This is a genomic window from Mesorhizobium sp. UC74_2 (assembly GCF_042701485.1).
GTDB lineage: Bacteria > Pseudomonadota > Alphaproteobacteria > Rhizobiales > Rhizobiaceae > Mesorhizobium.
On sequence record NZ_CP170562.1, the window covers coordinates 1692366 to 1718524 of the forward strand.

At 61.3% G+C, this 26159-nt stretch carries 21 protein-coding genes; 7 read left to right on the top strand and 14 right to left on the bottom strand.

The genetic code is table 11. The features are described from left to right. The 3 genes from ACFJIU_RS08170 to ACFJIU_RS08180 all read right to left on the bottom strand — a co-directional run bounded on the left by ACFJIU_RS08170 (window position 1) and on the right by ACFJIU_RS08180 (window position 3863). On the bottom strand, window positions 1-693 hold the full coding sequence (locus ACFJIU_RS08170; RefSeq protein ID WP_379069750.1) for an HAD family hydrolase: 693 nt from the start codon (window positions 691-693) through the stop codon (window positions 1-3). Then, window positions 693-3146, bottom strand: coding sequence for an FAD-dependent oxidoreductase (locus ACFJIU_RS08175; RefSeq protein WP_379069753.1), 2454 nt, complete (start codon window positions 3144-3146; stop codon window positions 693-695). Before ACFJIU_RS08175 ends, ACFJIU_RS08170 begins: the two co-directional genes overlap by 1 nt. A gap of 129 nt (window positions 3147-3275) precedes the next feature. Further along, window positions 3276-3863, bottom strand: a complete 588-nt coding sequence (locus tag ACFJIU_RS08180; protein ID WP_379069756.1) for a helix-turn-helix domain-containing protein — start codon at window positions 3861-3863, stop codon at window positions 3276-3278. Between the two features lie 246 nt (window positions 3864-4109). Here ACFJIU_RS08180 and ACFJIU_RS08185 point away from each other — a divergent pair, with 246 nt between their 5' ends. Next, entirely contained in the window at window positions 4110-4820 is a 711-nt protein-coding gene (locus ACFJIU_RS08185; protein WP_379069759.1) for a nitroreductase, read from the top strand. Between the two features lie 57 nt (window positions 4821-4877). Here the strand turns inward: ACFJIU_RS08185 and ACFJIU_RS08190 are convergent, their stop codons facing one another. The 6 genes from ACFJIU_RS08190 to ACFJIU_RS08215 form a co-directional block, all read right to left on the bottom strand. Then, entirely contained in the window at window positions 4878-6314 is a 1437-nt protein-coding gene (locus tag ACFJIU_RS08190) for an MFS transporter (RefSeq protein WP_379069761.1), read from the bottom strand. Between the two features lie 156 nt (window positions 6315-6470). Next, the gene (locus tag ACFJIU_RS08195; protein ID WP_379069764.1) at window positions 6471-6857 is read right to left on the bottom strand and encodes a RidA family protein; all 387 of its coding nucleotides are present in this window, start codon (window positions 6855-6857) and stop codon (window positions 6471-6473) included. A 24-nt stretch (window positions 6858-6881) separates the two neighbouring features. Continuing rightward, window positions 6882-7469, bottom strand: coding sequence for a sarcosine oxidase subunit gamma family protein (gene soxG / locus ACFJIU_RS08200; RefSeq protein ID WP_379069767.1), 588 nt, complete (start codon window positions 7467-7469; stop codon window positions 6882-6884). Further along, complete coding sequence (locus ACFJIU_RS08205; protein WP_379069769.1) at window positions 7462-10455, bottom strand: sarcosine oxidase subunit alpha family protein; 2994 nt, start codon at window positions 10453-10455, stop codon at window positions 7462-7464. Before ACFJIU_RS08205 ends, soxG begins: the two co-directional genes overlap by 8 nt. Then, on the bottom strand, window positions 10452-10754 hold the full coding sequence (locus tag ACFJIU_RS08210; RefSeq protein ID WP_379069772.1) for a sarcosine oxidase subunit delta family protein: 303 nt from the start codon (window positions 10752-10754) through the stop codon (window positions 10452-10454). The genes ACFJIU_RS08205 and ACFJIU_RS08210 overlap by 4 nt, the downstream gene beginning before the upstream one ends. A gap of 8 nt (window positions 10755-10762) precedes the next feature. Next, on the bottom strand, window positions 10763-12022 hold the full coding sequence (locus tag ACFJIU_RS08215; protein WP_379069775.1) for a sarcosine oxidase subunit beta family protein: 1260 nt from the start codon (window positions 12020-12022) through the stop codon (window positions 10763-10765). A gap of 214 nt (window positions 12023-12236) precedes the next feature. Here ACFJIU_RS08215 and ACFJIU_RS08220 point away from each other — a divergent pair, with 214 nt between their 5' ends. After that, window positions 12237-14867 (top strand): mechanosensitive ion channel domain-containing protein, encoded by a 2631-nt coding sequence (locus ACFJIU_RS08220; RefSeq protein WP_379069777.1) that lies wholly within the window; start codon window positions 12237-12239, stop codon window positions 14865-14867. Between the two features lie 138 nt (window positions 14868-15005). Beyond that, a complete protein-coding gene (locus ACFJIU_RS08225; protein ID WP_379069780.1) occupies window positions 15006-15269 on the top strand; it encodes a hypothetical protein in 264 nt (87 codons plus the stop codon). A 106-nt stretch (window positions 15270-15375) separates the two neighbouring features. Here the strand turns inward: ACFJIU_RS08225 and ACFJIU_RS08230 are convergent, their stop codons facing one another. Further along, window positions 15376-17109 (bottom strand): hypothetical protein, encoded by a 1734-nt coding sequence (locus tag ACFJIU_RS08230; RefSeq protein ID WP_379069783.1) that lies wholly within the window; start codon window positions 17107-17109, stop codon window positions 15376-15378. Window positions 17110-17331: 222 nt separating this feature from the next. Between ACFJIU_RS08230 and ACFJIU_RS08235 the strand changes: the two genes are divergently transcribed. Together ACFJIU_RS08235 and ACFJIU_RS08240 are read left to right on the top strand one after the other, a co-directional pair. Next, complete coding sequence (locus tag ACFJIU_RS08235) at window positions 17332-19893, top strand: FAD-dependent oxidoreductase (protein WP_379069786.1); 2562 nt, start codon at window positions 17332-17334, stop codon at window positions 19891-19893. A gap of 195 nt (window positions 19894-20088) precedes the next feature. Beyond that, window positions 20089-20931 (top strand): DUF1194 domain-containing protein, encoded by an 843-nt coding sequence (locus ACFJIU_RS08240; protein ID WP_379069789.1) that lies wholly within the window; start codon window positions 20089-20091, stop codon window positions 20929-20931. A 36-nt stretch (window positions 20932-20967) separates the two neighbouring features. Here ACFJIU_RS08240 and ACFJIU_RS08245 read toward each other — a convergent pair whose 3' ends face one another. Then, window positions 20968-21906 (bottom strand): GlxA family transcriptional regulator, encoded by a 939-nt coding sequence (locus ACFJIU_RS08245; protein WP_379073007.1) that lies wholly within the window; start codon window positions 21904-21906, stop codon window positions 20968-20970. A 403-nt stretch (window positions 21907-22309) separates the two neighbouring features. On the opposite strand from ACFJIU_RS08245, the gene ACFJIU_RS08250 reads away from it, so the two are divergent. Continuing rightward, window positions 22310-23317, top strand: a complete 1008-nt coding sequence (locus ACFJIU_RS08250) for a hypothetical protein (protein ID WP_379069792.1) — start codon at window positions 22310-22312, stop codon at window positions 23315-23317. Between the two features lie 114 nt (window positions 23318-23431). Here the strand turns inward: ACFJIU_RS08250 and ACFJIU_RS08255 are convergent, their stop codons facing one another. Next, window positions 23432-23566, bottom strand: coding sequence for a hypothetical protein (locus tag ACFJIU_RS08255; RefSeq protein WP_129414556.1), 135 nt, complete (start codon window positions 23564-23566; stop codon window positions 23432-23434). Window positions 23567-23894: 328 nt separating this feature from the next. Further along, window positions 23895-24074 carry a hypothetical protein gene (locus tag ACFJIU_RS08260; protein WP_379069795.1) on the bottom strand — a complete coding sequence of 60 codons (180 nt, stop codon included), beginning with the start codon at window positions 24072-24074 and terminating at the stop codon, window positions 23895-23897. Window positions 24075-24257: 183 nt separating this feature from the next. Here ACFJIU_RS08260 and ACFJIU_RS08265 point away from each other — a divergent pair, with 183 nt between their 5' ends. Further along, window positions 24258-25157 (top strand): LysR substrate-binding domain-containing protein, encoded by a 900-nt coding sequence (locus ACFJIU_RS08265; protein ID WP_129414558.1) that lies wholly within the window; start codon window positions 24258-24260, stop codon window positions 25155-25157. 10 nt (window positions 25158-25167) lie between these two features. Here the strand turns inward: ACFJIU_RS08265 and ACFJIU_RS08270 are convergent, their stop codons facing one another. Continuing rightward, on the bottom strand, window positions 25168-26091 hold the full coding sequence (locus ACFJIU_RS08270) for an alpha/beta hydrolase (protein WP_379069797.1): 924 nt from the start codon (window positions 26089-26091) through the stop codon (window positions 25168-25170). Window positions 26092-26159 lie beyond the last annotated feature (68 nt).

A 26159-nucleotide genomic window follows, 5' to 3' on the forward strand; every position in this document is an offset into this window, starting at 1 on the left:
TCAGGTTCCTGCAGTTGCAGAGGTCGTCGAACCGGATCTGGTGAGCACCAACCTGCGACCGTCATTGAGCAAGGGTACCAGAGAGCCATATCCGGCAATGGTTGGATGCGGTGTTTCAACCGCGTGCCTGTGCGTGGCGGTGATGACCACGACCTTGGTGCCGGCTGCCTCGGCGGCCTGGATGCCTGCCGGTGCGTCCTCGAAAACCAGGCAATCCTGCGGTTTCAGGCCGAGCCTGTCGGCGGCAAGCAGGAAGCAATCGGGCGCGGGCTTGCCGTTGGTCACGTCTTCTCCGGTAATCATCAGCGATGGTATGGGCAGGCCGGTGGCTTCCAGCCTGCGGATCGCCAGCCGGCGCGGCGACGAGGTGACGATCGCCCAGCGCTGCGGCGGCAGTGCGCTGAGGAACGCGGCAGCACCTGGAATAGCCTCGATGCCTTTGACATCTTCGAACTCCGCCTGGGTCAGCGCTTCGACCTCGGCCATGACGTCGATGCCCGGGAGGTTCAAGCGACGGATCGTTTCCACCGCCCGCACGCCGTGGATGGTGGGCAGAAATGTCTCGACATCAAGTCCGTGCTTTTGCGCCCACGCCGCCCAGACCCGCTCGGCAGCCGCGATCGAACTCAGGATCGTGCCGTCCATGTCGAAGAGGAAGGCGCCGAAGGCGTGATCAGGAAAGGGAAGGGTCATTATGCGCGTAGCCTTTGATTTTCGGGGTCCCACAAGGGTCTGTCTTCCTGGACCGTCGCCTTGAAGCGGTCGCCGAAAATCTCGATGTCGATTTCGGTGCCCGGCACGGCCAGATCGGCGCGCACCATGCCGAGTGCAATGGATTTGTCCACCCTGTAGCCCCAGCCTCCCGAAGTGGTTTCACCAACGATCGCCCCGTCATGCCAAAGCGTGGACATGTAAGGTGCGTCGCATTCCCCGGGTGCCTGGATGACCAGCGTCGCAAAACGTTTCTTCACACCCTGCTGTTTTTCGTTGAGCAGTGCTGCCTTGCCACGGAAATCCGGTTTGTCCCATTTGACGAAGCGTTCGAGCCCACCCTGCAGGATGGTGTAATCAGTCGAGAGGTCGCCCTTCCAGGCGCGGTAGCCCTTTTCGAGACGCAGGCTGTCGAGGGCGAACATGCCAAACGGTTTCAGGCCATGCCTCTGTCCGGCAGCCCAGACGGCGTCGAACACGGTGGCAGTATCCTCGACCTTGGTGTGCAGCTCCCAGCCGAGTTCGCCGGCGAAGGAAACGCGCACCAGTTGCAGCCACCGGCCGCCAATCTGACAGGATTGATGCGAGAGCCAGGGTTGGCTCAGATCAGCGTCCGTCACATCGGCCAGTATTGCGCGCGAATTCGGGCCGGACAGGATCTGGCAGGAAAAGCTCTCCGTCATGTCCTGCAGCGTGATGTCAGTGCTCTCGGGCAATTGCTTCGACAGCCACTCGAAATCGTGCAACTGCGCCACCGCGGCGGTGATCAGGAAGAAGGAATCCTCTTCCAGTGCCATGATCGACATCTCGGTGACGATACGGCCCTTGTCATCGGCGAAGTAACCGAGCCCGATGCGGCCGGGCTTTGGCACCACACCCGTGATCAAAGTGGACAGCCAGGCGCGGGCACCGGGACCTTTAAGACGGAAACGGCTGAAGCCGGGCAGATCGAGAATGCCGGCGGCGTCGCGCACGGCCAGGCATTCCTCGCGAATGCGTGGCTCCCAAGGTCCTGAGCGGGCGAAGGTCTGTGTCGACCGTTCCGAGATGTCGTCGCCGGGCTTGGCGTACCAGGTTGCGCGCTCCCAGCCGTTATAGGCGCCGAACTGTGCCCCCATGGCCTTGAGGCGTTCATGCAGCGGCGAAAGTTTGCGGTCGCGCACCGCAGGCCAGGCATGACGTGGGAACTGGATGGCGTATTCGTGGCCATAGACTTCCATGCCCTTGGCGACGGCATAGTCCTGCGCCGATCCGAACGCGGTGAAGCGGCGCGGATCGCATGACCACATGTCCCATTCGGTCTGGCCTTGCGTCACCCATTCGGCCAGCACCTTGCCGGCGCCGCCCGCCTGGGCGATGCCGAAGGTGAAGACGCAGGCTTCGAACGCGTTGGGTACGCCCGGCATCGGCCCAAGCAACGGATTGCCGTCCGGCGCGTAGGGGATCGGGCCGTTGATGACCTTTGAGAGGCCGGCAGTGCCGAGGATCGGGACCCGCTCGATGGCATCGTTGAGGTACCATTCCAGCCGCTCGAGATCGTCCGGAAACAGCTGGAACGAGAAGTCGGCGGGCATAGGGTCGCCGGGAGTGGCCCAGTGCGCGTGGCAATTGCGCTCATAGGGGCCAAGATTCATGCCGTTCTTCTCCTGGCGCAGATAATAGGAAGAATCGACATCTCGCAGCAGCGGCAGCTTGTGGCCCGCTTCCTTGGACCAGGCGGCAAGCTCGGGGATTTCGTCGAAGAGAATATACTGATGGCTCATCACCATCATTGGCACCTCGCGACCGAACATCCTGCCTACTTCGGCGGCACGATAGCCGGCTGCGTTGACGACGTATTCGCAACGGATTTCGCCTTGCTCGGTGACCACAACCCATTCGTCGCGTTCACGGCGTACGCTGGTGACCGGACAGAAGCGGATGATCCTGGCGCCCTTGTCGCGTGCGCCCTTGGCAAGAGCCTGGGTAAGCTGGGCGGGGTCGATGTCGCCGTCGTTCGGATCATAGAGCGCGCCCTGAAGTTCATGCGTTTCTGTGAAAGGGTAGCGCGCCTTGATCTCGTCGGTGCCGATGACCTCGATCGCCATGCCCTGATAGCGGCCCATGCCTTTGGCACGCTGGAACTCCTGCATGCGCTCCTTGCTGTGGGCCAGCCGGATCGAGCCGGTGACGTGATAGTTCATCGGATAGTCGACTTCATCCGCCAGCCCCCGATAGAGCTCGGTCGAATAGCGCTGCATGTTCATCAGCGACCAGGATGACGAAAATGTCGGCACGTTGCCGGCCGCATGCCAGGTCGAGCCGGAGGTCAGTTCATTCTTCTCGAGCAGGACGCAGTCGGTCCATCCGGCCTTGGCCAGGTGATAGAGGGCCGAGACGCCCACCGCGCCGCCGCCAATGATGACCACACGCGCCGTCGTCGGAATTCCGGCCATTTTGTCCTCCCCGATTTCCAGGGTCGAACGCGATCAGGAAAGATCGGCATTCCGCCCTATCTCATTGTTTTGGCGCATGATCTCTGAGGAGGCTGCGGTTTCGCAGACCTCCGGTTCGGGATCATGCCGCTAGTAGACCGGCGGCGAGACGACCCAGATCACGACCGCCGGCACCGCTCCCGGGTTCCTCCAGCGGAATGGCTTGCCGGCGAAGCGAAAGCTGTCGCCCTCGCCAAGTGTGTGCCAGACGCCATCGATTTCGATCTCGAACGTGCCGGACGTGACGTAGCCGGCTTCTTCCGTCGGCCTTGTTGCGGCTTTCTTCAATTCCGCGCCCGGCGCGAATTCCGAGCGCAGCATTTCGAAACTGCCGCCAAGATCGGGTGACAGAAGCTCTTCCACCAGTCCCGATTCGCTGGTACCCAGCGCGCGTCTCCGGCCGGCGCGCACAACGACACCTCGCTCGTTTTCTTCCGGCACGTCATGGCTGAAAAACAGGCTGACCGGTACGTCGAACAAGTCCGCCAGGGCTCGCAGGTCGCCGAGCGACGGCACCGACAGGCCGCGCTCGACCTGACTGACCCAGCCGACGGAGCGGCCCAGTTTCAAGGCGATTTCGGCCAGCGTCAGGCCCCGCGTCTTGCGTAGCGCGCGAATGTCTGCGGCGAGAAAACGTTCGCCGGTCTGCGCGTCCGGTTCGGCAGCAGGTGATGTCACTTTTCAACCGCTCGTGAAAAAATCATTCAGAATTTCATGAGACGCCAACTGCGTGAAAAGATCAAGCGCGATCTTGGGCCTGTCTAAAAAATCCGCAGAATGGGTGCCTTGCGCTTCTGGTGAGACCAAGATGCCCCGGTAGGCCAGACAAAATTGCTTGCGGTACTTTGGTGCTTCATGCAAAGGCACCCGCGACTGCGCGTTGGGGGGACGTGCTCCTTGAAATCCTGCGTTGAAGAGATTGCCATGCTGGCACCGGAAAGCAGAGCCCCGAAGTCGGACGAAACGACTGTGGTGGACGAAGCGATCATTTCGCGCCGCTCCGTGCGCGCCTTCCTGCCCGACCTGGTCGATGATGCAACGATCCGCGACATTCTGACGGTCGCTTCGCGCGCGCCGTCCGGCACGAACATGCAGCCGTGGAAGGTGTATGTCGTGAAAGGCGAGGTGAAGCAGACGCTGAGCGATGCCATCCTCAACTCCGGCATTCGCGCTGAGAAGGCTGAATGGGACGAATATCGCTACTATCCGGATCAGTTCTTCGAGCCTTACCTTACGCGTCGTCGTGCCAACGGCTTCGGTCTCTACGGTGCGCTGGGAATTGGCCGGCGCGAAGTCGACAAGATGCGTGCGCAGCACGACCGCAACTTCATCTTCTTCGATGCCCCCATCGGCATGATCTTCACCATCGACCGGCGCCTGAACCAGGGCTCATGGATCGATTACGGCATGTTCCTGGAGAACATCATGATCGCTGCGCGGGCCAGAGGGCTGCATACCTGCCCGCAAGCGGCCTTTGCGCCCTACCACAGGCAGATCCGTCCAGTGCTCGGTATTTCCGAGGAAGAAATCGTCGTGTGCGGCATGGCGCTGGGCCATGAAGACACATCAAAGCCGGAAAGCACATTCCGTACCGACCGCGCGCCGCTGGAGGAGTGGGTGAGGTTTGTGGAGTGAGGAGCGAATAGTGAGTGAGTAGGGCGTGAGACCTGCAAAGCTAAATCCCTCTACTCACTACTCACTGCGACATTGCCGCTGACATTCTGACCGTCCTGCGGCGTCAGTCTGCGATAGGCGATCAGGGCACAGAGCGTGATCAAGGCTTCGATCGCGAACAATATCTGAAAATCGATGATCGAGGCATGTCCTCCAGGGTCCCGCCAGGAACGACAGAACCGCTGCGGCAACGCCGACGCCGATGGCGACCCCAAGTTGCCACAGGATGTAATAGAGCGCGCTGAAACGGGCGAGTTGCTCAGGCTCGATATCGGCATAGGCAAGATTGCCGGTCGAGGCCCATTGCACCGAGCGGAACACTCCAAACAGGAAGATGTAGGTCAGCACGATCCACACCGGTGTCGTTGCCTGGATCAGGGCAAAACCGGCGACAAGGGCGGCCACGATAGGCGTGTTGGTGACCAGAACTCGGCGAAAGCCGTAGCGCCTCAGCATGGCGGGCATCACAAAGCGCGTGAGCAATGAACCGACCGCCGCCATGAAGGTCAGCGATCCTGCGTGAACGGCACTCATGCCGAAGCCGAGCTGGAACATCAGCGGCAGTATGAAGACGACAGAGCTCAAGCCGATCGTGTCGAGGCCGCCGCCGGTCAGGAACGCGACGCGGAAGGTGCGGATGCGCAGCAACCTGAGATCAAGGACAGGATTGCGTGCCCGCAGCAGGTAGAAGATGGCGAAGCCGAGCAGAACGATGGCGAGAGTCACCTGGGCCGCGATCACGCTTCCTGCCATGTCCTTGGCAGCGAGCGAATCCATGCCGAGCACCAGAAGCACCATGCCGACACCGACAAGGGCAAAGCCGGGAAAATCAAACGGAGTACGAACCGATTTCCTGGTTGTCGGGAACAGGGCTGCCGCAAGCAGAAGCGCGGCGAGTGCCAGTGGTACATTGATGAAGAAGATCCATCGCCACGAAATGTAGGTCGTCAGCGCGCCGCCGACGAGCGGGCCGACCAAAGGTCCCGACTGACCGGCCAGCGAGATGTACATGTTGATTTTCAGCGTGCGATTGCGCGGAAAGCTCTGCAGCACCACGATCTGGCCGAGCGTGCCCATCAACGCGCCGCCAAACCCTTGCAGGACGCGGGCGCCGACGAGTGTCCACATGTCGTTGGCGATGCCGCACAGCGCCGATGCGATGCCGAACACGATCAGCGCGAAACAATAGGCGTTGCGAAGGCCGAAGCGATCGGCAGCCCAGCCGCCCAGCGGCATCATGATGATCAGGCTGGCGACATAGGCGGTGACCAGCAGGCCGAGCTGGCTTGGCGGGCGCGCAAGCGTCTCACCGATGCCGGGAAGGGCGGTGACGACCACGTTCTGGTCGAGGCTGGTCATGAAGACGCCGCAGGCGACAGTGACCGGAATGAGCAGCGAAACGCTGTCCGGTGGCTCGACGCGACCGGCTATGGTCGCGGAATTCTGTGTATCCATGGGTGACGAAGTCGAAGTGCCGGCCTCTTGGTCAATCGGCGGCGGCCGAAACCGTCGATTCTCTCAGTCAACTATCGAGCCGGTGCTTATTTCCCTCTAGCGTCAGGAAGCGCTCTTCGTAAGGCCACGGCGCGGCAACGGAAAGAACTTCCCCGACTAGCGAGACGGCATGTAGGCCAAGCATTCGAGTTCGAGCTCCGCGCCCAATGCAAGGCCGTTCGTGCCGAAGGCAGAGCGTGCCGGCAAGCGGTCCGGGTCGAAGTACTCAAGATAAACCCTGTTGAAATCGCCCCATTTCGACATGTCGGCCAGCATGACCGTACATTTGAAGATGTCGGCGAAGCCAAGTCCGTTTTCTCTCAGAACGGTGCCGATGTTTTCCATCGTCTGGCGCGTCTCGGCCTCGATGCCTCCCGCTACCAGTTCCAGTTTGCCTGGCACGTTGCCGAGGGCACCTGACAGATAGAGGATGTCGCCGACACGCACCGCCTGGCTGAAGGGTAGCTTTGCTGCCCTGGCCGCCGGCGAATTGATGAATTCCATGACGTGGCGTCCTCGCAGGCGTTTTCAGGCGACCTCGTATCCGACTTCTTCCGCCGCATGCCCGAGTGCTTTCCAGAAGGAGCGTGCAAAGGAACGGAAGACGTAGATGTCGAAACGGTCGCCGCCCGTTCTCTGGATCTGTGCGAAGACGTCATGATGGGTGGTGGAGCGTGCCGCACCGACGGGAAAGGCGGGCAGGGTGAAGTCGATGGCGAAGAACTTCGCCAGGACCCATTCTGCCTCCGGACCTTCGATGCGGATGGCGGTGCGACCATGTGACAGATCCGTCACGGTGCCAATTGCCGGTGTGATCGCCTTGGCGAGCAGGGTGGCTATGCCTTCCGCTTCGTCGACTATGGTGAATTTGCCAGGCGCAAAGCCGAACGCGGCCTTTTCTCCGTCAACGGCGCCACCCCCGGCGCCGTCCGGCAAGCCAAGGCCGGTCACCTTGCGGATGGCGGCGATGGCGCGCGCCTCCTCACCCGGCCAGGCTGCAACCTGGATGATGGAACCGGGGCGTGTCTCGGACAGGATCACGCCGACGCCGTCCTCGAAGCGGCCGTGCGAGCCCGAGCGATAGACGGGTTCCAGTGGCGAAAGGCGCTCAACCATGCATGCGGCTCCCTTCCGGGTCGAAGAAGTGGTGGCTGACGATTTCGACAGGGCCGAAGCGCTTGCGCAATGGATCGGACACATAGGCGCGCGTGCCGCGACGGCCCTTGCCGCCTTGAACGAGCGCGAGAGCGATGTATTTGCCGAGTGCCGGCGCGTAACAACAGGCCGTGATATGGCCGATCGAACCGTGCGGATTTTCCTCGTCGAGCTCCTCGACGATATGCGCGCCACCGTTGAGCGGCCTGTTGTCGAGAGCGACAATGCCGACGAGTTGCAGCCGGTCGGTGGCAGCCAGACCCTCGCGATCCATCATGGCTGAGCCGATGAACGGCTTCTTCTTCGACAGCATCCAGTCGAGATGCAGATCGCGCGCGGTGGTGCGGCCGTCTATCTCGGCACCGGTGACGTGGCCCTTCTCGATGCGCAGCGTACCAAGCGCTTCCAGCCCGTAAGGCACAAGGTCGAACGGCTTGCCTGCCTCGACCAGCGCTTCCCAGACATGGGTGCCGTATCCTGCTCCACAGTAGACCTCGTAGGCCATCTCCCCGGAGAAGGAGAGGCGGCAGATCATCACCGGAACGCCGGCAATCTCGCCATGGACGATGCCCATGAAAGGCAGAGCGGCATTGTCCACAGCAGTGCCCTCGACGCAGGCGGCGAGGATTTCCCGCGCCTTGGGTCCGCCGATCGCGGCACCGGCCCATTCGTCGGTGACGGACGTGACGGTGACCTTCAATTCCGGCCAGATCACATCGAGGAAATATTCGAGATGTTGCATCACCTTGCCGGCATTGGCCGTCGTGGTGGTCATCAGGAAGTCATCCTGGCCGAGACGCCAGGTGGTGCCGTCGTCAAAGGCCAACCCATCCTCGCGCAGCATCAAGCCATATCGTGCCTTGCCAACCGGAAGGCTCGAGAAGATGTTCGTGTAGACGCGGTCGAGCAGTTCTGCGGCGTCCGGACCTTGAATAGCTATCTTTCCGAGCGTCGAGACGTCGACGATGCCTGCGGTCTCACGCACGGCCCTGGCTTCACGCACGTAAGCCTGCTCGACCGTTTCGCCAGCGTGACCATAGATCATTGGACGGAACCACAGGCCTGCGGAATACATCGTGGCGCCTTGGGAGAGGTGCCAGTCGTGCATCGGCGTCAGCCGCTCAGGCTTGAGATCGCCATATCGTTCCGCGGCCAGCGAACCGATGGAAACGGCGGTATAAGGCGGGCGAAAGCGGGTCGTGCCCACCTCGGGGATAGGCTTGCCAAGCGCCTCGGCCATGATGGCGAGGCCTGGGACGTTCGAGCTCTTGCCTTGGTCCGTCGCCATGCCGAGCGTCGTGTAGCGCTTCAGATGCTCGACCGAAACAAAGCCCTCACGATGGGCCAGTCGTACATCATCCGCGGTGACGTCGTGCTGGAAGTCGACGAAACTCTTGCCGCCGGCCTTGATCTCGAACACCGGCGCCGGTTCGGGATTGACCGAGCTCGGCTCGATTTCCGGCTGTTCGATGACCCGCGCCTTTTCTCCTGACGCAGTGAGGCCGGCGGTGTAGCCGTCGACGATCGCATCGGCGGTGGCGAGCCGACCGGTGAAGGCGCCGGCTCCGCTCCAATTCTGCGCCGGCTGCGGCGGCAGGAATGCCTGCAGCTTCTCATTCCATTCGGGTTTTGCACCGGCCTGGCTCGCCAGATGCAACACTGGCGACCATCCACCGGACATCAGGAGGCAATCGGTCTGGATGCCGCGCGGCTCGCCGGTCAGTGTCCCGCTCGCGCCATCCAGCCGCTGGATCCTGATGCCGCTCAATGTCTTGCCGCCATCGGTTGCCGATACTGCATGCCCCGCGATCAGTTCCGCGCCGGCTGACGCAGCCAGTGCGCGTGCCTGATCGGAAATCTCGGTGCGGACGTCGACGATCGTGGCGATATTGGCTCCGGCCTTCTTCAGGCTCGCGGCCGCCTGGTAGGCCGTGTCGTTGTTGGTGAAGAGGGTGACCTTTTCGCCTGGAAGCACGCCGAACTGGTTGGTGTAGCGCTGCGCTGCGCTGGCGAGCATGACGCCGGGGCGGTCATTGCCCGGGAAAACCAGGGGGCGCTCCAAAGCACCGGTCGCGAGCACGACCGACTTGGCGCGAATGGTCCAATGGCGATGGCGCGGCTCGCCGCGCGCTGCGGTTTCCTTATGGTCCGAGACGCGCTCCAGGGCAGCCAGCGTGTTGCCGTCGTAGTAGCCCCAAACCGCGGTGCGGGGCAGCAGCCGGACATTGTTGCGGCCCTTGAGGCCGTTGACGATTTCGCTTGCCCAGTCTGCAGCGCGCGCACCGTCGATGGTCTCGCCCGACCAATTGGCGGATCCGCCAAAACGCGGATCGAGCTCAGCCAGGATGACGCGTGCGCCGCCTTCGGCGGCAGCCTTGGCGGCCATCAATCCGGCAGGGCCAGAACCGACCACCAGCACATCGCAGAAGGCATTCATGCGTTCATAGCGGGAATCGTCGGCTACCGTGCCGGCGCGGCCGAGGCCGGCTGCGCGACGGATGAAGTGCTCGCAGAACATCCAGAAGCGGGTGCCCTTGAGCGGCCCGATCACCGGTCCCATGAAGGTCTTGTAGTAGAAACCGGCACCGATGACCTTGCTTCCGAGCTGGTTGATGGCGCCAACATCCCACTTCAGCGACGGAAACCGGTTCTGGCTCTCGGCCCGCAAGCCGTCATAGATCTCGACGGTGGTTGCCGGGATGTTCGGCTCACGCGCAGTGCCGCGCAGGATGGTGACCAGCGCGTTAGGTTCGTCCACACCGGCACTCAAAACGCCGCGCGGCCGATGGTACTTGAAAGAGCGACCCAAAAGCGTGACGCCGCCGGCAAGCAAGGCAGAAGCCAGCGTATCGCCGGCATGGCCGGTGAAAGGCACGCCGTCGAAGGTGAAGCGGATGGTTCTCAGCCGGTCGATCTGACCGCCGGTTTCGTTGCGGCGCGGGCTCATGCCTTGGCTCCGGGCTTGCGCCGCTCGGTTGTGCGATGGTGGGCGTTGCCGCGCACCGGCGCGGTGTTTGAAACGACATGGGTTATGGTGTTGCGGAGCACGCGGATGTGGCTGCGGCAGCCGCCGGAGTGCTGCCAGATCTCGTTATGGTCGCCGGCAGGATTTTGCCGGTCGTAGACATATTCGTTCCAGGCCTGAAGGTCCTGCGAACTGGGGGCAGGGCGCTGGCGATTGCCGTCGCCCTGATAGGTGAATTCGGACACGTCTCGCGGACCGCAATAGGGGCAGGTGAGCAGCATGGTCAGTCCTAATGCAGGCGGGGCGTTGCGCCCTGGCCCTTCTCGTCGATCATTGTGCCACGGTGGAAGCGATCGAGCGTGAAGGCGGCGTTCAGTTCGTGAGGTTCGTCCCGTGCGATGGTGTGGGCAAAGCAGAAGCCCGAGGCCGGTGTCGCCTTGAAGCCGCCGTAGCACCAGCCGCAATTGAGATACATGCCGGGCAACGGCCCCGTCGTGATGATGGGAGAGCCGTCCATCGACATGTCGCAGACGCCGGCCCAGGAGCGCAGCATGCGCACGCTGGCAAGGCTCGGGAACAACGCCAGCATCTCAGCCATCACCTCTTCCACGATCGGCAGGTTGCCGCGCTGAGCATAAGAGTTGTAGCCATCGAGATCGCCGCCGTAGATCAGGCCGCCCTTGTCGGACTGGCCCATGTAGAAATGGCCCATGCCGAAGGTGACGACGGTGTCGAGGAACGGCTTCAGCGATTCCGAGACGAAGGCCTGCAGCACGTGACTTTCGATCGGCAGCCTGTCGATGCCAGCGAGCTGCATGACGCGACCCGTACTGCCGGCTGCGGCCAGGGCCACCTTCCTGGCACGGATCTCGCCACGCGTGGTGACAACGCCGGTCACGCGATCACCGTCACGCAGGAAACCGGTGACTTCGCAGTTCTCCAATATGTCGACACCGCGCCGGTCGGCGCCGCGCGCATACCCCCAGGCGACGGCGTCGTGACGGGCTGTACCGGCACGCGGCTGCATCAGGCCGCCCATAATCGGAAAACGCGCGCTGGCCGAAACATCGATCGCCGGCATCAGTCGCTTGATCTCGGCAACCGACATCAACTCGGCATCGACGCCCTGATGACGCATTGAGTTGCCCCGGCGGGCATAGTCGTCGAACTGGGCCGGGGTGTGTGCGAGATTGAGCACGCCGCGTTGCGAGAACATGACATTGTAGTTGAGGTCGTGGGAAAGGTTCTCCCACAGCTTCATCGAATGTTCGTAGAAGCGGGTGTTTGGCGGCAGCAGATAATTGGAGCGCACGGCTGTGGTGTTGCGGCCGACATTGCCCGAGCCGAGATAGCCCTTCTCGACCACCGCAACATTGGTGATGCCGTGTTCCTTGGCGAGATAGTAGGCGGTCGAAAGGCCGTGACCGCCGCCGCCAATGATGACCACGTCATAGGAAGCCTTGGGGTCGGGCTTTCGCCAGGCGGGTTTCCAATCCTTGTTGCCTGACAGCGCATTGCGCAGCAGCGAGAGAGCCGAATATTCCGCCATGCCAACTCCATCCCGAATCCGCATGCGGCTCGGATAGCCCATTTCGGAAGGAGACTATAGAGCCAGCCTCGGCGCCAAAGCCAGAATTGCGCCACGGCTTTTCGACTGACCGACCAGCGTGTTCTGGTGGGAAGCAGCTTGCTCCGCCCCAATGCCGTCTCTATCAAGGGCAAGATTTCGCAGCCTTGAAGGTTGCTTTACGGGTTGCCGGTCTATGATTTTTCGATTTGTCCGCCTCTTGCTGATCCTGGTTCTCACCGCGGCGATGCCTGCGCTGGTGTTGGCGCAGGTCGACATGCCGCTCCTCGGGGAAACCGCCCAGCCGGCCACTCCCGCTCAGCAACCGGCTCAGCAGACCGCGCCGCAGCCGACTGATCCGAACGGCTCCGCTCAGCCGTCGCAACCTCCCGCACAGGTTACGCCGGCGGCCTCGCAGGTGGCACCCGTGCAGGCGCAGTCTTCCGATGCGCTGGTCGCGGAGCAACAGAAGGCGCTCAAGGCGCTGGTGGTGAAAACAGACAATTTTGCCAAGCAGATCGACGACAATCAGGAAGACGATGGCGCACTGGTCGAGATTCGCACGCAACTGGAGGAGCTCTCCAGGGCGGCACTCGGCACCGCGACCGTTTTTCGGCCGCGGCTGACCGAGATCAATGTCCGGCTGGAGCAATTGGGACCACCGCCAGCGCAAGGCCAACCGGCTGAGCCGGACATCGTCGCCACCGAGCGCAAGGCGCTGACAAACGAGAAGGCCGAGATCAACGCTGTCATCGCGGGAGCGCAGACACTTTCCGTCCGCATCGCGGCGATGGGAGACAAGATCTCCACCCTGCGCAGTGAACTGTTCCGCAAGACGCTGACCAAGCGCTACGCTTTGAATGATCTTCTGAGCAGCAAACTCGCCGTCGATGCGAACGCGGAATTCTCAAACCTTTACAGTGCCGTTTCGTCCTGGTTCTCGTTCGTCCTGAAGTTCAAGTACCAGGCTGCATTTGTGGCGACACTGATGGCGCTGGTGGCCGCGCTGGTATTGCACGTCGTGGTGCGGCGAATATTCGGTCGCATCTTCGAGCCGGATCCGACGGTTGAGGACCCGAGCTATCTCAGCCGTCTGTCGGCCGCTTTCTGGTCAACCTTGTTACCGACGCTCGGCCTGGGGGTTTTCCTGAGCCTGGCCTATTTCTTCTTCGACTATTACGGGGTGCTGAGAGGCGATATCGGCATCTTCCTGCGCTCGATCATCGGCGTGATCCTGATCGTGTTCTGCGTCTACCGCCTGACCAATAGCGCTCTCTCTCCCAGCATGCCGAAATGGCGGCTGATCCCGGTTGAATCCGGTCCTGCACGTTGGCTTGTGGCGCTGTCCACCGCCATGGCCGTCGTGTTGGGGGTCAACGGCTTCCTGTCCGTGGTGAACGAACAGATGGGGTCGCCGCTGTCGCTCACGGTCGGTCGGAGCTTTGTCGCGACCGTTATCGTCGGGCTGATCCTGATCATGATGGGCCTTGTGCGGCCGTTTCGCACGAAAACCGGCGAATGGCGGCCATGGCCGGCCTGGCTACGGTTCCTTGCCTATGCGCTCGGAGCCATAACGATCGTTGCGGCGCTGCTTGGCTACATCGGTTTTGCCATTTTCCTGGCAGGCCAGGTCGTTGTGACCACCACGCTGCTGATCACGGCCTACATCGGTTTCCTGTCGGCCCGCGCCATTGGCGCCGAGGGTGGTTTCGCGGAAACGTCCGTGGGACGCTGGATTGCCGGTCGGACAAGCCTGGAGGAAGGCACACTCGATCAGCTGGGCCTTGCGACGAGCATTGCTCTCAATCTGCTGATCGTCGTCGTGTTCCTGCCGATGCTGCTTCTGATGTGGGGCTTCCAGTTCGCCGATATCCAGGCCTGGGCCTACAGGATTGCGATGGGCGTTACGGTCGGGTCCGTCACCATCTCGCTGTTCGGCATTTTGACGGGCGTCATCGTTTTCATCCTCGGCTACTTCCTGACGCGCTGGTTCCAGTCCTGGCTCGACGATTCCGTCATGGCCCGCGGCAAAGTCGATACCGGCGTGCGCAACTCAATCCGGCTGGTGGTCGGCTATGCCGGCTTTGCCCTCGCCGCGGTCGTCGGCATATCTTCGGCAGGTATCAATCTTTCGAACCTTGCGCTCATCGCCGGTGGTCTTTCGCTGGGGCTTGGTTTCGGCTTGCAGAACGTCGTCTCCAACTTTGTCTCCGGCCTGATCCTGCTTGCCGAGCGGCCGTTCAAGGTGGGGGACTGGATCGTTGCGGGCGACGTCAGCGGTACGGTGAAAAAGATCAGCGTGCGCGCAACGGAGATCGAGACATTCCAGCGCCAGTCGGTGATCCTGCCGAACTCGAATCTCATCAACAGCGCGGTCGGCAACTGGACGCATCGCAACAAGCTCGGCCGTGTCGAGATCAATGTCGGTGTTGCCTATGGTTCGGATGTCCGGCGCGTGCATGAAGTCCTGACAGAGATCGCACGGGGACACCAACTGGTGCTGAAGAACCCGGAACCCTTCGTGCAATTCGCCAATTTCGGCCTGAATGCGCTGGAATTCCAGGTCCGTATCTTCCTGGCCGATATCACGAATGGCGGTTCGGTACAGAACGATATCCGTTTCGCCATCATGGATGCTTTCGAGAAGGAGGGCATCGAAATTCCGTCGGCGCCACGCCAGCAGATGCCCCACCCGGACAGGGAACCTTGGCCAATCGACGACGACAAGACCGAAGCGTTGCATGCTGAGGCTGCGGCGGCGAAGGAAGAGGCGGAACGCAACCAGCCGAAGGGCCGCCGCAAGCCGCGCCGGCCTGATCCGGGCTAGCTGCGCGGGCCGGCTACCCAATTGCGGCATGAATGAGGCATTCAGTTGCGGTTCAGCTTGTTTGTCCTATAAGCTTGATTGCGAAGGGCGAAAATGCCTCGCGAACGCAACAGAGGCGGTGGAAACACCGGAATAGCAATGTGGAAGATCCTCATCGCCGCCGTCGCTCTCATAGCCGCGAGCGAGGTTGGCCATTCGGCCAGCGCGGTCAACAAGGACAATGAAACGCGCACGCTGATCGTGACGGAAGGCGGCGGCAAGAGCGAGTTGACGCTTGCGGGCGGCGAGACCGTCGAATTCTGCGCGAGTGGCTGCTTCGTGACGCTGCCGAATGGCGACCTCGAAGCGCTGACCGGTTCCGAGACCGTCGTGATCTCCGGTGGCAATGCGACCGTGAAATAAGCGCAGGATACTGCTGCCAGGCGACAAGGCCGGACACCTGTCCGGCCTTTGACGTATGTGGAGAGCCGGGCCGGGACGCACATCTCCAATGCCTGTCGGGCGACCATCAGTTCGGCGCGATGATGTCCGGGCCAAGAGCCGTATTGAATTTGGGGTGGACAAACGCGTCATAACATTGGTTGAGCTTGAAGCGGCGGTGACTGGTCAGAGCCGGTTCGTAGAGCGTGTAGAGGATCTTGTTGTTCGCTGTTGGTGGACAGGTCGGCAACAGGACAAGGTCCGTGCTGGCAACGGCCTGTTCTTCGGCGGAACCAGGCAATGGCACGGTACGACCGGGATCGGCGCCGATCGTGATGTGCAACGGCGCGGAGCGCTCCATCAGCCAGGGAAACGGATTGACGAAATTCAGCGACATGATCGTGCCGAAGCGGACGCCAGTCCTGCTCTCGATATCCCGGATGGCTTCGATCGCCCTGTCGACCGTTTTCAAATAGGCGATCTGGAACTCGAAATCTGAATAGAACAGCGGGTTCGGCAATTCGTTGGCGTCTGCCAGGTCCCGGTAAAGTCTGCCGTGCTCGGAATAGAAACGCAGCATCTTGTCGGTTCGGGTCTGAACCTCCGGACGCATGTTGAGCGCACCGAGCGTCTTGAGGTTGTTTTCCTGCAGCGGCACGTTCCTGATGGCACCGACATAGGTACGCGCCGCACGTTCCACGACGCGCATGGCCAGTGGCAGGGCGGTCGCAGCGACCAGTGCGCCGATGCCAAGCACCAAGGCAGGGCGGTTGGCGATCCTGCTGGTACTGAGCAGAATTGCCAGCAGTATCGGCCACAGGAAGAGGAAAGCCTGGCTGCCCGTATTCTGCGTTTCGAAGAGGATGCCAGCCAGCAGCGCCACTGCCAGCCACAGGCCGTCGCTGCCAAGCAGCGAGCTTCTTTCGTCCGGTTGGGCAGCAAGTTTGCGCCACTCCACCCACAGCAGCACCGCTATCAGCGCCGTCGCTGCGAGTACGACGCCAAAATTCTGGGATAAGGCCCGCAGGAGGCGTGGCTCGAACGTGCTGCTGTTCAGGCCGACCAGCACGATGATATCGTGGACGTAGCTGCTGACCAATCCTGACGATATCTCCATGCCGGCAAGGATCGCCATGAAGGCGATCGCGGCGATCAACGCATCGCGCAAGGCAACGCGTCCGGCAATCAGGGCCCAGGCGCAGATCAGGCCCGCAGCAAGAAAGCCTGTTATCTTCACGAAGAAAAGGGAACCCATGCAAACGGCAATGAGGCCTGCAAGCAGTCGCCTGTCGCGAACGAAAGTGAAGGCGGCGACCAATACGTAGAGTATCTGACAGACGTGGCGGTTATAAACGCCGAAGCCGTCGGAGCCTGGATAGGCATACATATCGCGCGTGTCGAACGGCAGAAGCGCAAAGACCAGAAACGGAATGAGCAGAGAAAACGCCGCGAGGCGCGAGCGCTTGTCGACGTGCCAGACAATGGCTGCCATTGCCGGGGCGGTGATGGCCAGAAGCGACCAGTGGGCGAGCAGAACGGGGTGTCCGTTGGGAAAGAGCGTCAGCCAGCCGACAAAGAGATAGTAGCATAGCGGCCCGACCGGGATGAAAAAGTCACGCACCGGAAACTGGCCATCGAAGATGCGGTTGGCCGCATCGTAATAGATGTAGATGTCCCAATACATCGGCCCGACCGGCAGCCGCAGCGGGACCAGCAACAGGACGAAGACGAGGAGGAGCGCTGCCGCCAGCAGTGCTAGGGGGCTGGTCAAACCCGACAACACATGTCGGCTGCCGGCTTTGGAAGCCTGTTCGAACGCCACGTTCACCTCCGGTCTCCGCAGCGCTCCAGACGAGAACATCCGATCATCTTTTTCATCTATCAGCAAATCCGAAAGTAACGGTTAAGCCTACCGGATCGAGGAGAGCTGAATGGGTGGCCGCTGCGCACGTCGCGCCGCTTTTTTGCAATGTCGCAAACAGGCTGCAATCGCATCGCGGCGGCCTATAGTGTGCGCGCAAGCATCATCTCGGAGTGGCATGCAATGGCAGGGTTCCCGAAAAAGGCGAAGGTCGTCATCATCGGGTTGGGGGGTATCGTCGGGGCGTCGGTGGCGCACCATCTGATCGAGCGTGGCTGGGACGACATTGTCGGCATCGACAAGTCGGGGATCCCGACCGATGTTGGCTCGACCGCGCACGCCTCCGACTTCTGCTACATGACCAGCCACGACTTCCTGTCCTGCTGGACATCGCTCTATTCCCTCGAATTCTATGAGAAGATGGGGCACTACGCCCGCATCGGCGGTCTCGAAGTTGCGCGGGTCGGCGACGACACCCGGATGGACGAGATCAAACGCAAGGTGGCTTCCGCCAAGGCCTTCGGCACACGTGCGCGGTTGGTCGAGCCGGCCGAGATCAAGGAGAAATTCCCGCTCATCGAAGAAAGCCTGGTTCAGGGCGGCCTGTGGGATCCTGATGCCGGCCTCGTCATTCCGCGTTCGCAGACGGTGGCGGGCAAGCTGGTCGACCAGGGTGTCGCTGCCGGCAAATTGCAGGCTTTTGCCAACACTGCTGCGAAATCGCTGGTCATCGAGAATGGCCGTATCAAGGGCGTGGTGACCGATCGCGGAACGATCGAGGCCGACCATGTCGTCGTCTGTGCCGGTCTCTGGGGCAGGCTGATCGCCGAAATGGCGGGTGAGGACCTTCCGGTGATGCCGGTCGACCATCCGCTCACCTTTTTCGGCCCGTACAATGAGTTTGCCGGTACCGGCAAGGAGATCGGCTGGCCGCTGCTGCGCGATCAGGGCAATTCCGCCTATATGCGCGACACTGGCGACCCGAAGACAACGGAAGGCGGCCAGATCGAGTGGGGTTACTACGAGGAAAAGAACCCGCGCCTGTGTCACCCGCGCGAGTTGCTCGAAAAGCATGAAGCCCGCCTGTCGCCGTCGCAGCGCGATCTGGAGATGGAACAGATCCTCGAGCCGCTGGAGCGTGCGATCGAGCTGACGCCGATCCTTGGAGAAATCGGCTACAACGAAGGTCATTCCTTCAACGGCCTGCTTCAGGTGTCCGCTGCCGGCGGCGCATCCTGCGGCGAGAGCCAGAAAGTGCGCGGCCTGTGGTATGCCGTCGCCATCTGGGTCAAGGACGGCCCGGGCTACGGCAAGCTGATTGCCGACTGGATGACCGACGGGCGTACTCATGTCGATCATGCTTCGATCGACTACAGCCGCTTCTATCCGCATCAGCTCGAAGAAGGCTTCATCGAAGGCCGTTGCGGCGAAGCTGCGCAGAAGATCTACACGCCGGCCGTCCATCCGCGTGAGCCCTATGCAACGGGCCGCAACGTCAAGCACTCGCCCTTCTATGAGCGCGAGAAGGAACTCGGCGGCTATTTCATGGAACTCGGCGGCTGGGAGCGTGCGCATGGCTATGCCGCCAACGAGCACCTGCTCGAAAAGTATGGCAACCGCGTGCCGGTGCGCGAGAACGAATGGGACAACCGCCATTTCTGGCGCGTGTCGAATGCCGAGCATCTCGCCATGAGCGAGGATTGCGGCATCGTCAACCTGTCGCATTTCTACATGTTCGACGTGGAGGGGCCTGATCATGTCGAGCTGATGGAATGGCTGTGCGCGGCCAAGATCGGCGGCGACAACAACATCGGCAAGGGTATCTATACCCACTTCCTCGATGACGAAGGCATGGTTCGCGCCGACCTCACCGTCATTCGCATGGCCGATCGCTGTCGGGTCATCGACGGAGCCGATGCCGGCCCGCGCGATTTCCATTATGTGAAGCGGGTTGCCGAAGACAAAGGTTTCAACGTCACCGTCACCGATGTGACCGAGAAGTTCGTGACCATCGGCATCTGGGGACCAAATGCCCGTGCGACCTTGCAGAAGGTGGTCGAGGATCCGGCTGGGCTTGCGCAGGAGAACTTCCCGTTCGCCGCGATCAAGCCGATCAGGATCGCAGGCAAGGACGTGACGGCGTTCCGCATCTCCTATGTCGGCGAGCAGGGCTGGGAGTTGCACATGCGCTACGAGGACGGGCTTGCCGTCTGGGATGCATTGCGCGCCACTGGGGTCATGGCTTTCGGGGTCGAGACTTACGCCAATTCGCGCCGCATGGAAAAGAGCCTGCGTCTGCAGAACGCCGATCTGCTGACCGAGTACAATCTCCTGGAAAGCGATCTCCAGCGCCCGAAGGTCAAGGAAGCCGATTTCCGTGGCAAGGCGAAACATCAGGGGCACAGGGCGCGTGACCATCAGCCAGCAATGCTGTGCACACTGGTGATGACCAACAACATCGATTCCAAAGGTGTCGCCCGTTATCCGGTCGGCGCCATGCCGGTGATGAACCCGACAACCGGCGAAACGCTGGTCGACGAGCTTGGCCGGCGCTCGTTCACCACCTCGGTGGCTTATGGTCCGACGATCGGCAAGAACATCGCTTTGGCCTATCTGCCCTGGGCTTACGCCAGGGAGGGGCAGAAACTGCAGGTCGAATATTTTGCCGAAACCTATCCTGTCGAGGTGGTTGGTGTCGGCTACAAGCCGCTCTACGATCCGGAGAACCTTAAGCCGCGCAGTTGATGTTAGGCGTTTCCGTTTTTCACGAAAACGCTCTAACTTTTGTTTTTACGCAATTCCGGACGGAAAACCGTTACGCACTTTTCCGGGAATTGCTCTGGCGGGTTGTCACAAACCTCGCGAAATCGTGAGGGATAAAGCCTGGCAGTTGCCGGGCTTTATCTTTGTGGGAAGCCGAATCTCGCTTACCCTCGCTTCATGTCGGCATCCGCAGCCAGTTTCCTTCTTGCCGGCGCCGTCTCGGCGCTGACATTTGGATTGATGCCGATAGCTCAGGCCGCCGAACAGGTCGATGTCGAACTGGTGCTAGCTGTCGACGTCTCGCTTTCCATGTCCCCGGATGAATTGGAGATCCAGCGACGTGGCTATGCCGCCGCGCTCACCGACGAGGCGGTGCTGCGGGCCATTGCCGACGGCATCCACGGCAAGATCGCGATCACCTATGTCGAATGGGCCGGCACCAATTCACAGGTCGTGGTCGTTCCGTGGACACTGGTTGCCAATCGGGCAGATGCCGAGCATGTGGTGGCAAGGTTGACGGCGCGACCACCCAACAGCGCGCGCCGGACATCGATCTCGGCGGCGCTTGAATTCGGCGCGGATCTGTTCGCCGAGAGTGGTTTCGAAGGGGCCAAACGCGTCATCGACATTTCGGGCGACGGACCGAACAACCAGGGCGCTCCCGTGCCGCTCGTTCGTGATGCCGTGATCAAGCAGGGTATTGTCATCAACGGCCTGCCGCTGATGACCAACGGCGGCATGGAGACATCCTACGACATCCGCGATCTCGATCGATACTACCGGGATTGCGTGATCGGCGGGCCGGGCGCATTCATGATCCCGGTCAACGGCTGGGAACAGTTTCCCGAAGCGGTCCGCCGCAAACTGGTGCTGGAGCTGGCAGATGCTGCTTCACTGCAATGGGCCGTCGAGGAGGCGGCACATCCACCGATAGTGCTCGCCGAGGTCGGGTCGACAATCGATTGCCTTGCGGGCGAGAAGAAATGGCGTGATCGCAGTCTGATGTTCGACAGCCGGTGAGATGGCTCTCCCCGCCATGCGGGGAGAAGATCAGGCTCAGGCGGCCAGCAATTGCTTGCGATCGACCCGCTCCTGCTGTGGGGAGCGCGCATAGAGTTCGCGGTAGCATTTCGAGAAGTGCGAAGCCGACACGAAGCCACAAGCCACCGCGACTTCGACGACCGGCAGCGAAGACTGGATCAGCAGATGGCGGGCGCGATCCAGTCTGATCTCGAGATAGTAGCGGGCAGGGGAGCGACCCATCTCGGTCCGGAACAGACGCTCGATCTGGCGCCGCGACAGGTCGACATGATCGGCAATCTCGATCAGCGACAGCGGTTCAGCGAGATTGGCCTCCATCAATTCGATGATGGTCAGCACCTTCGAATTCTGCACGCCGAGGCGTGCCCGCAAAGGCAAGCGCTGACGGTCGGTCGGGCTTCTGACGCGATCGGTCAATACCTGCTCGCAGACGCGGTTGACGAGGTTCTCGTCGAAATCGTCGCCGATCAGCTTCAGCATCATGTCGAGCGCGGCTGTGCCGCCGGCACATGTGTAGACGTTCTGATCGACTTCGAAGAGATCGGCAAAGACGTTCGCCTTGGGGAAGGCTTCCTGGAAGCCGGGCAGGTTTTCCCAATGGATGGCACAGCGCTTGTTGGACAGAAGACCCGCGGCAGCCAGCACATAGGCGCCGGTGCACAGGCCGCCGACGGCAACACCGCGGTTATACTCCTCCCGCAGCCAGGCAAAGACCGACTTGTTGTGATACTTCTCGACGTCCATGCCGGTGCAGATGATGGCCATCGAAGGGCGCTCAGGTCCGGCCATCTTGCGGCGCTCTTCATCGAGGGAGGTGTTGACGGCACACAGCACGCCGTTGGAGGCAGGCACCGGCTTGCCGTCCGCACTGGCGAGGCGCCAGCGATAGGCCTCGTAACCAAGCATGCGGTTGGCGATGCGCAGCGGTTCGAGCGCTGTCGCAAATGCGACCATGGTGAAATCAGGAACCAGGAAAAAGACCAGCGATCGTTTGATCGGATGCTTAACAGCGTTCACGAAAATTCTTCCTCCCATGACGCGAACAGAATGTCGCGATCAGCATAGCGTCATCAGGAAACTTATTTTCTGTCAATCGTCTAGAATGGTTCTAAAAAATAAAATTTGCGACATGGGTCGCAAATCGGCTACCGAAAGCGCTTTGGATCCGCCAATGCCCGCTCGGCGCTCGCGACGATGCCGCAAAAATGCCAGCCTTTCGACGTTATGTCCGATCGCGCTGCTGTCGGGGAGCGTTCCAGTTGCGCTCTCGACTTGACATTCTTGTGAATGGAACGAAGCGTTAACCGTGTTAACCGACATACTGCGTCTTTGATCCGCAGCTACCGCTCATAAGCCCGTGTTCGCAAAACTCGCCAAACTCAGTTCCGCAATTCTGCTGGCCGCACTCGCTGCCGGATGCGTTTCGTCCGCGCTCGACGTTGGCGCGAAGGGCGTTCAGCCTATTGCAGCCAAGCTGGTCGCGGAGATGAAGCGCAAGGGGATGACGCCGTCGTCGCCCATCCTGGTGCGCATCTTCAAGGAAGAGAGCGAGCTCGAAATCTGGAAACGCGACGGCAATGGCAAGTATGCCTTGCTCAAGACCTATCCGATGTGTCGCTGGTCCGGTCAACTCGGGCCCAAGAAAAGGATCGGTGATCGCCAGGCGCCGGAGGGATTCTATCATGTCAGCGCGGACAGGCTGAACCCGAATTCGCAATACTACCTCTCCTTCAATCTGGGTTATCCCAACAAGCTGGAGTCCGCGCTCGGTTATTCCGGCGAGGCTTTGATGGTGCATGGCGCCTGTTCGTCCTCAGGCTGTTACGCGCTGACGGACGAGGGCGTGTCGGAGATCTATGCGGTGGCGCGTGAAGCCTTGAAAGGCGGTCAGACGTCCTTTCAGGTCCAGGCGTTTCCGTTTCGCATGACCGCCCAGAAGATGGCGCGCAATCGCGGCAATCCGAACTACGGTTTCTGGACCGATCTGAAGAAAGGCTACGACAGCTTCGAGGTAACGCGCCGCCAGCCCAGGGTGGCCTATTGCGACAAACGTTATGTCTTCGATACCGAATTTGCCGGCGGCGATCCGGTCGACCCGCTTGCGGCATGCCCGCCCGCTATATCCGGCGCCGATCCATTGGTGGCGGCGCGGACCGAGCGCGATCTTTCAACTGCCGAGACGATGGCGTCGACAATGACCGGCACGACAGTCCATGCCTATGCGGATGGCGGCATGCATCCCACTTTCCGCAAGCTGCTCGCAGCCAGCGGCGACAAGGTCCTGTCGAAAAGGACGTCGCTGACGAAAGTCCCGATCAGCAGGCCGGAGGCAGCGCTGGCGGATCCTTACAGCGCTTCGGAATAACGACCGCTGCACTTGGGTGCGTGTCAATCAGTACCCGCAACGAAAACGCCGCTGCGGCAAAGCCGAAGCGGCGTTAAGCAAAAGCGGCGGTCGTGCCGCGGCGAATTCTAAACCTTAGGCAACGAAACCGAGACGGGCAGCCGCGACCGCGCCGGTCTGGCCGGGCATGGTCTTGGCGAGGCGCTGACGCTCGAGGGCGGTGGTCAGGTTGATTTCGCGGCGGGCGAACAGGCGGGCGAAGAGCTTCATCGTTTTCTCCAATCGGTTGCTCAGACGGGTCGCCTTCGCGTGATGGAGTGGGGCAGCTCGTTTGCTGCAGTGCATATAGGCTCGTCCAAGCGAAAACAAAATCGCAAAAGCGAAGCGTTTCGCACGAAAAAACGACATGGTCATTGTCGCGATTTCGCTGAAAAGTCGATATTTGCAAGATTTTACAATTGCTTGGCTGGATTTTGTTCTGCTATGCGGCTTGTTCATATGCGTCATGCAGCCATTGCATGGCAGGTTAACGACGCTGGCCGACACGAAAAAGCCCGCCGGAGGGATCGCGGCGGGCTTCAGATGGGATATTGCGCTTTCATTTTGCGCCGGCCCAGCTTCCGACGCCGGGAGCAATCACTTTCGAACTGACATCCGGCCAGCCGATATCCTTCTGGACCTCGGCGGGAAGGGAATTGATGGCGCGCTCGGTGAGGTAGCGGCTACGGGCCGCGCCGAGTTCGGCGGCGATCCGACCGATGGTCGACAGAATAGTCATGCACTTCTCCTTCCATTGGTTGGCTGGACTCTGCTGATGGGCCAGTCGATGCGGCCGCTGTTCCAGCGATTGTCAGCAGTGACTGATCAGGCCTTCTCGACGCTGTTGACTATGAACTTTCCGTGATATTCAATCAAACGAAATGGGATGATGCTTTGCATCAGAAAATTTGAAGGTGATGCCATGAATGCGCCACTCAACCATCCGCTTCCTCTGCTTGATCTGGATGTGCTCCGCACTTTCGTGGCGATTGCCGAGACGGGCAGCTTCACCACGGCGGCCACAGCTGTCTTCCGCACCCCGTCGGCGGTTTCCATGCAGATCAAGAAACTCGAGGATGTGCTCGGTCGCTCGGTCTTCGCGCGCGATGCGCGTTCGGTGGCGCTGACCACCGATGGCGAAATGCTGCTCGGCTATGCGCGCCGGCTGCTCGCCATCAATCGCGAGGCCGTATCCAAGTTCATCGTGCCGGACATTGTCGGCATCGTGCGGCTGGGCTCTCCGGACGACTATGGCGAACGCATCCTGCCGCACGTGCTGAAGCGTTTTGCAAAGTCGCATCCGTCGATCGCCGTCGATGTCACCATCGATCAGTCGATCAACCTGCGCCGTCGTATGGACGACCGCGCGCTCGACCTCACGCTGCTCACCAATTCCTACAAGACCAGCGCGATCGGCGCCGAGGTGCTGCTGACCGAGCCTATCGTCTGGGCCGGTGCAAAGGGTGGCTGCGCGCATCTGCGCGAGCCGCTGCCGGTGTCGATCTGGGAGGAGGGCTGCGTCTGGCGCGCCGGCGCCCTGGAGGCGCTTGGCCGCGAAGGACGCAACTATCGTGTCGCTTACATGAGTGCGCATACCGCCGGCCAGCGGGCGGCAATCCAGGCTGATCTGGCCGTGGCGCCGCTGCCAAAATCCTTCCTCGGCAACGACATGGTCGAGCTCGGCCCTAAAGACGGCATGCCGCATATCGGCAATTACAATCTGGCTATGATCGTCACGCCTGATGCAAGTGCTCCGGTCAAGGCGGTCGCCGACCACATCCGTGCGACCTTCGACGTGTTCCGGGAAACGGGAAGGTTCTGAGTCTCCTCCGTTATTCGGCGGCGAGGGGCATCTCGATCCGGCGTTCCTGCCTGTTCAGGAACGCCACGATACGGTCACGGGCGCGGCGTGCCTCAGGCATGTTGATCAGCGGCCAGACATGGAACATGCCTTCCTCGTGAACCAGTTCGACCTCGACGCCTGCCGCACGTGCCTTTTCGGCGAAGATCAGGTTGTCCGGCGTCAGGAGATCGTGCGAGCCGGTGAACAGCAGGGTCGGCGGCAGAACGGTGAGGTCGCCGTAAAGCGGGCTGATGTGCCAGTCGCTGCGTTCCATGCCTGCGCCATAGAGGCGGACCGCTTCCAGGCCGCCGGCAATACCCAGCCAGGGATCGCGCTGCTCGGCTTCGAACACTTCGGGATTGGCCAGCGACATGTCCAGGCCCGGAGAGATCAGAACATGACTGCCGGGCGCCGGCAGGCCTTCCTCGGCCATCATCATGGTCAGCACCACGGCCATGTTGCCGCCAGCTGAATCGCCCATGAAGATGATGTCTTCCGCTGCCGTCTCGTCGAGCATTCCGCGATAGACCGAGCCAACCATGCCAAACATGTCGTGGAAGTCGTGTTCGGGCGCGATCGGATAGATCGGCACGGTCACGCCAAAGCCGAGACGTTCGGCCATCTCGGCGATCAGTGCCCAATGATAGGTCGTGATTTCAAAGACATAAGCGCCGCCGTGCAGGTAAAGAATCCGCTTGGTGCCGCCGTTCTTCGGCGCGATGTCGTAAACGGGGAAGCCGGCAACACTGCGCGTGGTGACGTCGAAACGCTGCGTTACCAAGGGCGGTGGCTGGTGGCACTGCTTCCTGCGCGCATGCAGAATCCAGCGGTGCATGTTCTCCGGGCTGGAGAACGCCTTCTTACGTGTGTGCTTCAAAACAAATGAGACGAGATGGCTACGGATGCTGGCCATGGAACACAACGGACTGATGCTGCGCCGGCTGGCCGGCTCTGACTGCCCCCAAGAACCAGAATTTTGGT